Annotated in this window: 13 protein-coding genes; 1 reads left to right on the top strand and 12 read right to left on the bottom strand. The window is 64.5% G+C overall.

What is annotated here, in order from left to right:
• Position 1: 1 nt before the first annotated feature.
• Complete coding sequence (locus tag AC0L2O_RS10310; RefSeq protein WP_473369644.1) at positions 2-652, bottom strand: protein-L-isoaspartate(D-aspartate) O-methyltransferase; 651 nt, start codon at positions 650-652, stop codon at positions 2-4.
• A 228-nt stretch (positions 653-880) separates the two neighbouring features.
• Between AC0L2O_RS10310 and AC0L2O_RS10305 the strand changes: the two genes are divergently transcribed.
• Positions 881-1,252: a response regulator gene (locus AC0L2O_RS10305; protein ID WP_473369643.1), complete on the top strand. Its 372-nt coding sequence runs from the start codon at positions 881-883 to the stop codon at positions 1,250-1,252.
• Positions 1,253-1,274: 22 nt separating this feature from the next.
• Here AC0L2O_RS10305 and surE read toward each other — a convergent pair whose 3' ends face one another.
• The 11 genes from surE to argS all read right to left on the bottom strand — a co-directional run bounded on the left by surE (position 1,275) and on the right by argS (position 12,108).
• Positions 1,275-2,042, bottom strand: a complete 768-nt coding sequence (gene surE / locus AC0L2O_RS10300; protein ID WP_369723492.1) for a 5'/3'-nucleotidase SurE — start codon at positions 2,040-2,042, stop codon at positions 1,275-1,277.
• Positions 2,043-2,132: 90 nt separating this feature from the next.
• The gene (locus AC0L2O_RS10295) at positions 2,133-2,483 is read right to left on the bottom strand and encodes a hypothetical protein (RefSeq protein WP_473369642.1); all 351 of its coding nucleotides are present in this window, start codon (positions 2,481-2,483) and stop codon (positions 2,133-2,135) included.
• A gap of 95 nt (positions 2,484-2,578) precedes the next feature.
• A complete protein-coding gene (serS, locus tag AC0L2O_RS10290; RefSeq protein ID WP_473369641.1) occupies positions 2,579-3,910 on the bottom strand; it encodes a serine--tRNA ligase in 1,332 nt (443 codons plus the stop codon).
• 191 nt (positions 3,911-4,101) lie between these two features.
• Positions 4,102-4,914 carry a twin-arginine translocase subunit TatC gene (tatC, locus tag AC0L2O_RS10285; RefSeq protein WP_369723490.1) on the bottom strand — a complete coding sequence of 271 codons (813 nt, stop codon included), beginning with the start codon at positions 4,912-4,914 and terminating at the stop codon, positions 4,102-4,104.
• The gene (gene tatB, locus AC0L2O_RS10280; RefSeq protein WP_369723489.1) at positions 4,911-5,477 is read right to left on the bottom strand and encodes a Sec-independent protein translocase protein TatB; all 567 of its coding nucleotides are present in this window, start codon (positions 5,475-5,477) and stop codon (positions 4,911-4,913) included. Before tatB ends, tatC begins: the two co-directional genes overlap by 4 nt.
• 88 nt (positions 5,478-5,565) lie before the next feature.
• The gene (locus tag AC0L2O_RS10275; protein WP_148739762.1) at positions 5,566-5,799 is read right to left on the bottom strand and encodes a twin-arginine translocase TatA/TatE family subunit; all 234 of its coding nucleotides are present in this window, start codon (positions 5,797-5,799) and stop codon (positions 5,566-5,568) included.
• A 167-nt stretch (positions 5,800-5,966) separates the two neighbouring features.
• Positions 5,967-6,704, bottom strand: coding sequence for an SMC-Scp complex subunit ScpB (gene scpB / locus AC0L2O_RS10270; RefSeq protein ID WP_369723488.1), 738 nt, complete (start codon positions 6,702-6,704; stop codon positions 5,967-5,969).
• Positions 6,705-6,725: 21 nt separating this feature from the next.
• A complete protein-coding gene (locus AC0L2O_RS10265; protein ID WP_369723487.1) occupies positions 6,726-7,565 on the bottom strand; it encodes a segregation and condensation protein A in 840 nt (279 codons plus the stop codon).
• Entirely contained in the window at positions 7,562-8,590 is a 1,029-nt protein-coding gene (gene nagZ, locus AC0L2O_RS10260) for a beta-N-acetylhexosaminidase (protein WP_473369640.1), read from the bottom strand. Before nagZ ends, AC0L2O_RS10265 begins: the two co-directional genes overlap by 4 nt.
• A 46-nt stretch (positions 8,591-8,636) precedes the next feature.
• A complete protein-coding gene (locus tag AC0L2O_RS10255; RefSeq protein ID WP_473369718.1) occupies positions 8,637-10,178 on the bottom strand; it encodes an SPOR domain-containing protein in 1,542 nt (513 codons plus the stop codon).
• Between the two features lie 139 nt (positions 10,179-10,317).
• Entirely contained in the window at positions 10,318-12,108 is a 1,791-nt protein-coding gene (gene argS, locus AC0L2O_RS10250; RefSeq protein WP_473369639.1) for an arginine--tRNA ligase, read from the bottom strand.
• Between the last annotated feature and the right edge of the window lie 8 nt (positions 12,109-12,116).

Below are 12,116 nucleotides of genomic sequence, written 5' to 3'. Positions count from 1 at the left end.
TCTACAGCTCCCGCGCCACGCCGGGCAGCGCGGGCACGAAGCGAACCTCGACGAGTTCCTTGCGCTCGATTCCGGCCTCGCCGCGGCGCAGGCGGGTCAGCGTCTGCACGCCCTGATGAGGACCGACCGGCGCGATCAGGATGCCCCCGAGCTCGAGCCGCTCGATCAGGTTCTCCGGAATCTGCTCCGTCGCGGCGGTGACGATGATGCGATCGAACGGGCCGATATTGGGAGGCAAGTTGAGGCCGTCGCCGAGCAACACCTCGACATTGTGGTAGCCGAGCGTCTCAAGCCTGGCGCGCGCGGCATCCGCGAGCCTGCGGTAGCGCTCGACGGTCAGAACCTGGCCCGCCAGCCGCGACAGCACGGCTGCCTGATAGCCGGATCCGGCACCGATCTCGAGCACACGATGCTGCTTCTGGAGCTGCAGCTGCTCGGTCATGTAGGCGACCACGAAGGGCTGGCTGATAGTTTGGCCGCAGGCGATCGGCAGCGCACTGTCCCGATAGGCGCCGTCGCGGTCGGCTGCGTCGACAAACAGCTCGCGAGGCACCTCCTCCATGGTCCGCAGCACCGCCTGATCGCTGATGCCCCGACGTCTCAGCGTGAGCTGAAACATCATCTTTTCCGGCGGGTGCTGATGGGAAGCCATTGCTGTCTGCATTCGTCTCGGAGGGGCTGGATCGATCTTCTGCGTTGTAGCGGTCCGGCTGAAAATCTTGTTCCGTATCAGGAACCTATGATAACCTTCCGGCGCAGCACTTGACCACGATTGGCTTGCGACAGATTAAGCTATTTGCAGGTTTGCGTTGGCGTAAACGCGCATTGCGTCGCTTGGCGTTATCTGCGATCGTTTTCTGTAATGGGCAAGGACTCGGTTATGACTGCGACAGGGCTTTCGGGCCGCTCTGTATTCCTCGTCGAGGACGAGGTCATGATCCGAATGATGGTCGCGGACATGCTGGAAGAGCTCGGCTACAAGGTCGCGGCCGAAGCGGGCGATATCGCCGAAGCGATGCGGCTTGCCCAGGCGACCGAGTTCGACATCGCCATCCTCGACGTTAATGTCAACGGCAAGGTCATCTCGCCGGTCGCGGACGTGATCAGGGCGAAGGGCTGCCCCTTCATCTTCGCAACCGGCTACGGCTCATCGGGCCTGCCTGAGCAATATCGCGACCGGCCGGCGCTGCAGAAGCCATTCCAGCTCGAAGCGCTCAGCAAGACCATTGAAGCCGCGCTGCGCGGCCGCTAGCCGCTATCGCCAAATCCGCGCCTTATTTCAGCGTCGCGCCCAGCGCTTCGGAAAATGCTTCGTTGGTGCGATCGAGCCTGAGCGGCGTCACCGAGACGTAGCGCTCGCGCAGGGCTGCGAGATCGGTGCCGTCTGCGGGTGTGTCCATCATGGCCGCGCGTTCGAAGCCGATCCAGAAATAGGGATTGCCGCGGCCGTCCCGGCGCTCGTCGATCCTGAGAAAGCCGAGATTGCGCTTGCCCTGCCGCGTGACGCGGATGCCCAACACATCTTCCGGAGCACAGGCCGGGAAGTTGACGTTGATGACGGTGTCCTTCGGGATGCCCGCGGTGATCACCTTGCGCAGGATGTCGGGCCCGAATTTGCGCGCGGTGTCCCAAAGTGGCCGTTCGCGGGTCTCAAGGCTGAATTCCTGCGACAGAGCGAACGACGGAATGCCCAGGATGGTGCCTTCCAGAGCACCGGCGATGGTGCCGGAATAGACCACGTCCTCGGCGACGTTGCGGCCCTTGTTGACGCCGGAGAGCACGAGATCCGGCAGCTGGGCGCCAAGGATATGGCGCGCCCCCATGATGACGCAGTCGGTCGGCGTGCCGCGTACGGCGAAGTGGCGCGGGCCAATCTCGCGCAGGCGCAGGGGATCGTTCAGGGAGAGCGAATGCGACACGCCGGACTGGTCGAGTTCGGGCGCGACCACCCAGACGTCGTCAGACAATGCGCGGGCGATCTCCTCCACGACCTTGAGGCCGGGAGCGTGGATACCGTCGTCATTGGTGCAGAGAATGCGCATGCGAAAGGTCGATTCCTGAAGCGGAGCTCAAGCCGTCTTATCCGGCTATCGCCGATCAGGCAAACCGCCAGGCACTCGCCAATCGGTCCGTCAGCTGCGGATGCGCCATTGCGGCAAGAACCGTGCGAGCCTGCCCTCCGCCCGCAGCACGAAGGCCGCTGGAACCGGGGGGCGCGCCGGGGCCGGAGGCGAGGCCAGCAGCTCGGTCAGCGCGGGTGCCGTCGTGCCGGGAAAGCGCGCGCGTGCCATGGTCACGGCCGCGTCAAAATCCTCGAGATTGACGCCGGGCTTGGCCCGCCGGCTTTGCACATGCGCCTCGTCCCAGAGCCTTTCGATGTTGATGTCCAGCACGCCACGCAGGCGCTGGTCGACGGCCTGGATGCCAGCACCCGTCACCGCCCATTGTCTGCCGACCCAGAAGATATCGCGATGCAAGGCCATGGACGGTCGGTTCGCAATGACGGGTGGCCGGTAGGATAACCGGCCGCCCGATCTTCGCAACCAAACGTTTCGACGTTTTCAGACGGACAACGCAATTACTCGCGCGCGACCACCTTGAGCCCGCCCATGTAGGGCTGGAGCACGCTGGGGACCGCGATCGAGCCGTCCTCCTGCTGATAGGTCTCCATCACAGCGATCAGCGCGCGGCCGACCGCGGTGCCGGAGCCGTTCAGGGTGTGCACGAAACGCGGCTTGCCGTCGGGCCCGCGCGAGCGCGCATCCATGCGCCGCGCCTGGAAGTCGCCACAGACCGAGCAGCTCGAGATCTCGCGGAAGGCGCCACCCTCACCTTGCCCGGGCATCCAGACCTCGATGTCGTAGGTTTTTTGCGCCGAAAAGCCCATATCTCCTGCGCACAGCGTCATCACGCGATAATGCAGGTCAAGTCGACGCAGCACCTCTTCTGCACACGCCAGCATTCGCTCATGCTCGTCCTTGCTGCTTTCGGCCGTTGTAATCGAGACCAGCTCCACTTTTGTGAATTGATGCTGCCGGATCATGCCGCGGGTGTCGCGCCCGGCGGCACCGGCCTCGGCGCGGAAGCACGGCGTCAGCGCGGTGAGCCGCATCGGCAATTGCTTCTCGTCGAGAATAGATTCGCGCGCGAGGTTGGTGAGCGAGACTTCCGCGGTCGGAATCAAGCCAAGGCGCTCGGTGCGCAGACGCTCGTGATCTGGTGAATCGAGCAATTCGCCCTTGATCGCCCAAAACTGATCGTCCTCGAATTTCGGCAACTGCCCGGTGCCGAACATCACCTCGTTGCGCACCAGGAGCGGCGGGTTGATCTCGGCGTAGCCGTGCTCGGTCGTGTGCAGGTCGAGCATGAACTGGCCGATCGCGCGTTCGAGTCGTGCCAGTCCCTTCTTCAGCACGACGAAGCGCGCGCCGGAGAGTTTTGCCGCCGCCTCGAAATCCATGTAACCGAGCGCGTTGCCGAGATCGTCGTGCAGCTTCGGCGCGAAGCTGTAGTTGCGCTTGTTGCCGAAGACGTGGTGCTGGACATTGCCGTGCTCGTCGAGACCATCGGGGACTTCATCCAGCGGCAGATTTGGAATCGCGGAGAGCTCTTTCGTCAGCTCCTCGTCGGCTGCCTTGGCGGCGGCCTCGAGCTGCGGCATCGTGGTCTTCAACGCCGCCACCTCGGCCATCAGCTTGGCCGCGCGTGCGTCGTCCCTGGCCTTCTTTGCGTCGCCGATCTCCTTCGAAGCCGCGTTGCGACGCGCCTGCGCCTGCTCCGAAGCCAGGATCGCCGCCCGCCGTTTCTCGTCGATCGCGAGCAGCGAGGCTGACAACGGCTTCAGGCCGCGCCGTGCGAGGCCGGCGTCGAAGGCTTGCGGATTGTCGCGGATCGATTTGATATCGTGCATGGCCGTGGTCCTGAGGGCTGTCGCCAACTTGCAACGTTCGACGTTGTAAGCTCGCACATAGCCCCTAGCACGCCTGTCATCGCCCGCGAAAGCGGGCGATCCAGTATTCCAGAGGTGTCGGCGATCATCCGAGCGGCCGCGGCATACTGGATTCCCGCCTGCGCGGAGAATGACACCGGGAATGTGGCGCCCTATTCCGCCGGATTGGCTGGCGACGACGCGTCGGTACCGGACGAGGCCTGCGAGGCGGCTGCCTTCTTCTCCACCATGGAGACCGCGATGATCGAGCCCTCATAGAGCGCGAGCAGCGGGACCGCGAGCGAGCACTGGCTCAGCACGTCGGGCGGCGTCAGCACGGCCGCGATGATGAAGGCGACGACAATGAAATAGCGGCGTTTCTCGCGCAGCATTTTCGAGGTGATGATGCCGATGCGGCCGAGCAGCGTCAGGATCACCGGAAGCTGGAAGGCGATCCCAAAGGCGAAGATCAGCGACATCATCAGCGACAGATATTCGCCGACTTTGGGCAGCAGCTGGATCTGCGCAGTCTCGTCGCTGCCCGCCTGCTGCATGCCGAGCGAGAAGCGGACCAGCATGGGCAGCACGACGAAATAGACCAGCGCCGCGCCCAGCACGAAGAAGAACGGGGTTGCGACCAGATATGGCAGGAAAGCCTGCTTCTCGTGCTTGTAGAGGCCGGGCGCGACGAATTTGTAGATTTGGGTTGCTACGATCGGGAATGAGATGAAGCCGGCGCCGAACAGCGCGAGCTTGAGCTGGGTGATGAAATATTCCAGCAGCGCCGTGTAGATGAATTTCGAGTTCTCCGGCCCCGCGATCCACACGAACGGCCAGACCAGCACGTTGTAGATCTGCTTGGCGAAGAAGAAGCAGAAGATGAAAGCCAGGCCGAAGCCGAGCAGCGCCTTGATCAGCCGCGAGCGCAGCTCGATCAGATGGTCCATCAAAGGGGCTTTGCTGGCCTCGATCTCGGCGTCGCTCATGACGCTTTGGCGTCCTTGATCGCCTCGGACGGCGCGGTGTCCTGGATGACCTCGGCCGGCTCGACCTCGCGGGTGATCGCAAGCGGCTCGTTCACCGCCGCATGCGCCTCGGCTTCGACAAAGGTCTCAGGTGTCGGGGCTTCCGGTGTCGTCGGAGTTGCCGCAGCTTCGCTTGAAACGGGCGACGCTTCGCCTGAAGTCGGCAGCGCTTCAGCTGACGTCGCAGGAGCGTCGAGGCCAGCGGATGTGGTGGTTTCGGCCGGCTTGTCGAGCGGATCGACGCGCAGGGCGTCGCTGACGTCCTTCTGGAGCGAGGTCATCAGATTGTTGCCGGCGAAACCCGAAGCCGCTTCCTTGACCTCGTCGAAACTCTTCTTGAGGTCGGCCATCTCGGCCTCGCGCATCGCTTCCTGGAACTGGCCCTGGAATTCGGCGGCCATCTTGCGGGCCTTGCCCATCCATTGACCGACCATGCGCAACACGCCCGGCAACTCTTTCGGGCCGATGGCGACCAGGGCCACGACCCCGATCAGAACCAGTTCACTCCACCCGATGTCGAACATCACGTCTTCCGTTCACGCAAAGCCACGACCGGCCCAATCCTCGCGCGCAGGATCGGGTCCGCTACCCGCGTCTCGCGTGCTCTCTGGTTCAGACGGCCTTGCTGCCGACGTCGGATCGCGCCGCGGTTGGCGCGGCGGTGTGCTCGATGGACTTGGACGGCTCGGGCTTGTCGGCGACCTTGTCGTCGTCCTGCATGCCCTTCTTGAAGGCCTTGATGCCCTGCGCCACGTCGCCCATCAGATCCGAAATCTTGCCGCGACCGAACAGCAGCAGGACAACTGCGATCACCAAGATCCAGTGCCAAATGCTAAGCGAACCCATCCTGCAACCCTCCAAACGCGCATGGCCGGGACCCCGGCCGATCTTCACCGGAAACGTAGGCTTCGCAGGTGTCAAAAACAAGGACCAAGGCAGCGCCAATTCGCTGTTGGCACTACGTAATCTTGCTAGTGTTAACTGGTCGCAGGCGTCGAAACGAGGACCGGACGTCAGCTCTCGTCGCCCCCCTCATTGCCGCCTTCCGGGGTCTCCGGCTCAACCGCCGGCGCCAGCGCGAGATCCAGGTCCTCGCCAGGTTCCAGCGGATCCTCATCCTCGCGCAGCGTCGGATCGTCGGACGGGTTCGGAACGCTGAATCCGGTCGGCAAACGCGAATCCAGCAGGCCCGTGCCCTTCAGCTCCTCTAGCCCTGGCAAATCGCCGAGCTGTTCCAGGCTGAACTGCGACAGGAAGTCCTCGGTGGTTCCGAAAGTCAGCGGACGGCCAGGGGTCTTGCGGCGGCCGCGCGGCTTGATCCAGCCGGTCTCCAGCAGCACGTCGAGGGTGCCCTTCGAGGTGAGGACACCCCGGATCTCCTCGATCTCGGCGCGCGTCACCGGCTGGTGATAGGCGATGATCGCCAGCACCTCGATCGCGGCGCGCGACAGCCGACGAGTCTCGGTGCTCTCGCGCGTCATCAGCCAGGCGAGATCGCCGGCAGTACGGAACGTCCACTTGTTGGCGACGCGCACGAGGTTGACGCCGCGCGTGGCATAGTCGGCCTGCAGCTGTGCCAGCGCGACCTTGACATCGACGCCTTCCGGCATGCGCTTGGCCAGCGTCGCGGTATCCAGCGGTTCGCTCGAAGCAAACAGCAGCGCTTCGAGCAGCCGCAACTCTTCCGGGCGCGCCTGGGGTTCGTTCTCCATCGGCTCGACCTCTTCTACGCGAACTTCCGCCAAAGCCATGGCAGCTTCTCCTTCTTGCACTTAGCCGACCGGCGCGTCGGGCGCGGGAGCTGCGTCCGGAACCGGTTGATGGCGTCCCTTGCGGAAATAAATGGGCGCAAACGCCTCTTTCTGATTCAGCTCCAGCTGACCTTCACGCACCAATTCCAGAGCCGCGGCGAAGCTCGAGGCGAGCACCGTCGCGCGCTGCGTCGGGTCAGCGACGTGCTGGAGCAGAAAGTCGTCGAGGACGCCCCAGTCATCCTGTTCGGTGATGCTGCCGACCAGCCGCTCCAGCGTGGCGCGCGCCTCAGCGAGCGACCACACCGTACGTTTGGCAAGATGCACGTTCGCCAGCACGCGCGACTGGCGCTGCGCGGCGTAGGCGGTGAGCAGGTCGTAAAGCGTCGCCGTATATTTCGGATGCCTGATCTCGGCGATATGCTCGGGCTCGCCGCGCGGAAAGATATCGCGCAGCAATTGCTGCCTGTTCATCAGCCGGTTGGCCGCTTCGCGAATGGCTTCGAGCCGGCGCAACCGGTTGGCAAGCGCGGTGGCCATCTCCTCCGCGCTCGGCCCTTCCGCGGACGGCGGCTCCGGCAGCAACAGACGCGACTTCAGGAAGGCGAGCCAGGCCGCCATTACGAGATAGTCGGCGGCAAGTTCAAGCCGTATCTTTCGCGCGGCTTCGATGAAGTGGAGATATTGGTCGGCCAGCGCCAGGATCGAGATCTTGGACAGGTCGACCTTCTGCTGTCGCGCCAACGCGAGCAACAGATCGAGCGGGCCTTCGTAGCCCTCGACGTCAACCACCAAGGCCGGCTCACCGTCGGCAAGCTCGGCGGGCCGCCCGGTTTCAAACGATAGGATTTCTGCGGTCATGCGGAGGCCGTGTTTGCCCGTACGATCAATGCGTCCAGTTCGGCGCGTGCGGCCGTCCGGTCGAACGGCTGCGGCGCCTTGCGCGCCGCGAGTGCGGCGTTCGCCCGCGCCAGCGCGATGCCTGACAATTCAGGCGTCTGGGCAGCGACGTCGCGCATCTCCTCGATCTTGCCGTTGCAATGCAGGGCCATGTCGCAGCCTGCGGCGAAGATGGCGCGAGTGCGCTCGGCAAGATTTCCAGCCAGCGCGTTCATCGACACGTCATCACTCATCAACAAACCCTGGAACCCGATCGCGTGACGAATCACCTGAGCGATCATTGTCGCAGAAGTCGTCGCCGGATGGGCGGGGTCCACGGCGCTAAACACAACATGTGCAGTCATCGCCATCGGCAGATCCGCGAGCGGCTTGAACGCCGCGAAGTCGGTCCGCTCCAGCTCGTCCCGCGGCGTATCGACGGTCGGCAGCTTGAAATGGGTGTCGGCGGTGGCCCGGCCGTGGCCGGGAATGTGCTTCAGCACGGGCAGCACACCGCCCTGCACCAGCCCTTGCGTCACAGCGCGGGCGATGGCCGCGACCTTGCCCGGATCGGCGCCGTAGGCTCGGTTCCCGATCACGGCATCGGCGCCCGCTACCGGGACGTCGGCCAACGGCAAGCAATCCACGGTGATGCCGAGGTCGGCCAGATCGGCCGCGATCAGGCGGGCGCTGAGACGTGCAGCGGTCAGTCCGAGCGCCGAATCAGTGTCGTACAAGGTCCCGAAAACCGCGCCCGCTGGGTAGAGCGGCCAATGCGGCGGGCCCAGCCGCTGCACCCGTCCGCCCTCTTGATCGATCAGGACGGGAGCGCCAGCGGCGCCGGAGGCCGCGCGCAATTCCGCAACCAATGCAGCAACTTGGGCCGGACTCTCGACATTGCGTTTGAAGAGGATGAAGCCCCACGGGCGCTCGGCACGGATGAACTCCCGCTCGGCGGCGGTCAGTCCGGTTCCGGAAACGCCGGTGATGAAGGCCCGCGTGCTCATGACCGCCGATTAACCCTGCCCCGTGAGGGGGTCAAGGAAACCGCCGCTAATTCCTCTGGACGAAGCAGGTCGGCAAGCCAGCGGACTTGAGATTGTTGCAGGCTTGCGTCGCTTCTTCGAGCGAACCATACGGCCCGGCGAAGGCGCGGTAGACGATTCCCTTGCCCTTGTCGGTCAGGTCGACCCTCTTGACCACCGGTCCGCGAGAGCCAAGCACGCTGCCATATTTGCTCTGCAGAACCCGGTAGGACGCGGCGGCGCTATCCTCGCTCTGCTGCGAGGACACCTGCACGACATAGCCACCGCCTCCGCTGGTCGCCGGCGCGATCTGCGTTGGATTGGTCGCGGCAATCCGCTGCGGCGGTTCGGTCGGCGCGCCCTGGGGCGCGAGCGAGAGCGGCTGATTGGCACTGGCGTTGGCCGAGGTCGGCGGTGTGCGCGGCGCGGCGACTTGCTTCGGGGCGGCGACAGGCTTTGCGGCGGACGGCGCAGCCGCTTGCGGGGCGGTGCTGTCGGTCTGATCGCCCCGCACAGCCACGGTCCTGACGGAACGCGGCGCGTTACCCGGCATCGTTCCGTTGCTCGGAACAGGACCGGCGCTCAGCGGTGGAACGGTGGACGGCGATACGCTTGCGACCGGCGGCGGGTTGGCGTTCTGGTTCAGCGCCGGGAACACCACGCGCGGACCGGCCGCCTTGGTGTTCACATCCACAGGCGCCTCCTCGCGCGGCACGATCTTCTCGCTGCCGTCGCCAGTCACCATGCGGTCCGGCACCTTGGCGGAGGAATCCGTCGGCGCCGGCACGATCTTGGTCGGCGTGTTGTCGGCCTTGATGATCGGCGGCTCGCCGCTGCGGGGCGAGCCCATATAGGTCTTATAGGCGAAGGCGCCGCCGGTTCCGACCACGGCCAGCGCCAGGATCGCCGCGACCGTCATCATGCCGCCGCGCGATTTCCTGGGCTCATCGAGATCGGCCTCGGGATACTCGCTTTGGAAGGCGTAGGGATCGTCCGGATAGGCCGGCTCGCGTTGAAGATCCTGTTCGCCCGCCTCCAGCCGGCCGTAGAGCGCATCATCGTAGCGCGCCGGATCCGGTTGCTCGTGTTGCTCCTGGTAGGCTTGTTCCTGACCGTAGGCCTGATCCTGATAAGCCTGATCCTGATAGGCGTGATCCTGACGCGCGTGCGCTTGACGAAAATCAGGCTCGGGCGCTGTCGGCTGGGCCGAATAACGATGCAACGGATGAACCGGGTTTACGGAGACGGGATAGTCGGGCTCGGAAGCGGGAGCAGACTGTGGCTGCACATTGGCGCGCCGCATCCATGAGGGCGGTCCAGGCTGTTGCGGCGGCACCGGCTCGGCATAGTCCTGCTGATCGTCGTCCTGCGGATAATTGTCTTCCTGATAGCTCTGCGCAGGCGCCGGCCCCGGCCGCGCAGCCGGTCGGCCTTGTGCAGCGAAGGGATCGGTCTGCCCGATCAGGCGGGCGAGCTCGGCCAGCGGATCGTTCTCCGCCTTGGCATGCTGATCGGCACCGCGACCAAAGTCGTCGGAAGGAAACGGTCTGTCGTGATATCGATCGGCCATCGTGATGATGCGTCCCTTCGGGAAAGCCGCGCGCCCCTCGACCAAGGCGCGGCTTTCGACCCACAAGGCTTTCAACCAAGTCTAAGCGATCCAGCTTCTGCCGGTATCCCCAAATTCCCCTTAAGTAGTTCGCCCCAAACTACCGCATCTCGTCCGGGGCATGGACGCCGAGGATGGCGAGGCCCGATGCCAGGACGGAGACGACGCCCTGGACCATGGCCAGCCGCGCCTTCGTTAGATCTGCATCATTATTGATAATGAAGCGTAAATAGGGCAAATCGCGCCCCTTCGTCCAAAGTGCATGAAATTCGCTGGCTAAATCATAGAGATAGAAGGCAATTCGGTGCGGCTCATGGGCGCTGGCGGCCGCTTCCAGCATGCGCGGATATATTGCGAGGCGCTTAAGAAGTTCGAGTTCCACCGGGTCTGACAGCCGTTCCACCGCCGACTCACGGAGCCACGCAATGCGCTTGTCGGAGTCCTCCGGGAGTTCCGGGAACACGTCGGCTCGCGCATTCCGGAAGATCGAGTGACCGCGGGCGTGGCCATACTGGACGTAGAACACCGGGTTATCGCGCGACTGCTCCATGACCTTGGCAAGGTCAAAGTCGAGGACCGCGTCGTTCTTGCGGTAGAGCATCATGAAGCGGACGGCGTCCTGGCCGACTTCATCTACCACCTCACGCAAGGTGACGAAGTCCCCGCTCCGCTTGGACATTTTCACCGGCTCGCCATTGCGCAGGAGCCGGACGAGCTGGACGATCTTGACGTCGAGCGCACCCTTGCCGGAGGTCGTAGCTTTTACCGCCGCCTGCATGCGCTTGATGTAGCCGCCATGGTCGGCGCCCCACACGTCGATCATCTCGGCGAAGCCGCGGTCGAACTTGTTCTTGTGGTAGGCGATGTCGGACGCAAAGTAGGTGTAGGAATTGTCCGACTTGATCAGCGGGCGATCGACGTCGTCGCCGTAAGCCGTCGACCTGAACAGCAGTTGCTCGCGGTCTTCCCAATCCTCGACCGGGGCCCCCTTCGGCGGCGGCAGGCGGCCTTCGTAGACGTCGCCCTTGGCGCGCAGGAAATCGATGGTCTGAGCGACCTTGTTGTTCCCGTTCTCGATCAGGGAACGCTCCGAGAAGAACACGTCGTGGCGGATGTTGAGGGCGGCGAGATCGTCCTTGATCTCGTCCATCATCATCGCGATCGCCTTGGTGCGAACCACCGGCAGCCACGCGGTCTCGCTCTTCGCGAGCAGCTTATCGCCATGCTCTTTCGCGAGCGCTGCACCCACCGGCTTGAGATAGTCGCCCGGATAGAGCCCTTCCGGAATGGCGCCGATATTTTCGCCAAGCGCCTCGCGATACCGGAGGAAGGCGGAGCGCGCGAGCACATCGACCTGAGCGCCGGCATCGTTGATGTAGTATTCGCGGGTGACGTCGTGACCTGCGAAATCAAGCAGACTCGCCAGCGCGTCGCCGAACACGGCGCCGCGGCAATGGCCGACATGCATCGGTCCGGTCGGATTGGCCGAGACGTATTCGACGTTGGCCTTGGAGCCGCCACGGGCACGGCCGTAATCGGCCCCCTCGCGCAGCACCGTCCGTAGCGCCTCCGCCCAAGCGGCGGGCTTCAGTGTCAGGTTGATGAAGCCGGGACCGGCGACATCGACCCTGGCGATCAGGGCGTCGGCGCGGAGCCGCTCGGCGAGCTTTTCGGCGAGATCGCGCGGCTTCGCCTTTGCCTCTTTCGAGAGCACCATGGCGGCGTTGGTCGCCATGTCGCCATGGGAGGAATCGCGCGGCGGCTCGACCACCACGCGCGAAAAGTCGATGCCCTCGGGCCAGCTGGCTTCCGCCGCGAGCGCGCGGCAGGCGGCGCGCACGCGCGCGAGCACGTCGGCGAACAGATGCAGCGAAGAGGATGTGTCGGGCATGGCCGCCG

The organism is Bradyrhizobium sp. Kon10, from assembly GCF_055807395.1.
Note: the sequence above shows the minus strand (reverse complement) of the source record. Positions and strands in the feature narration are given on the sequence as shown.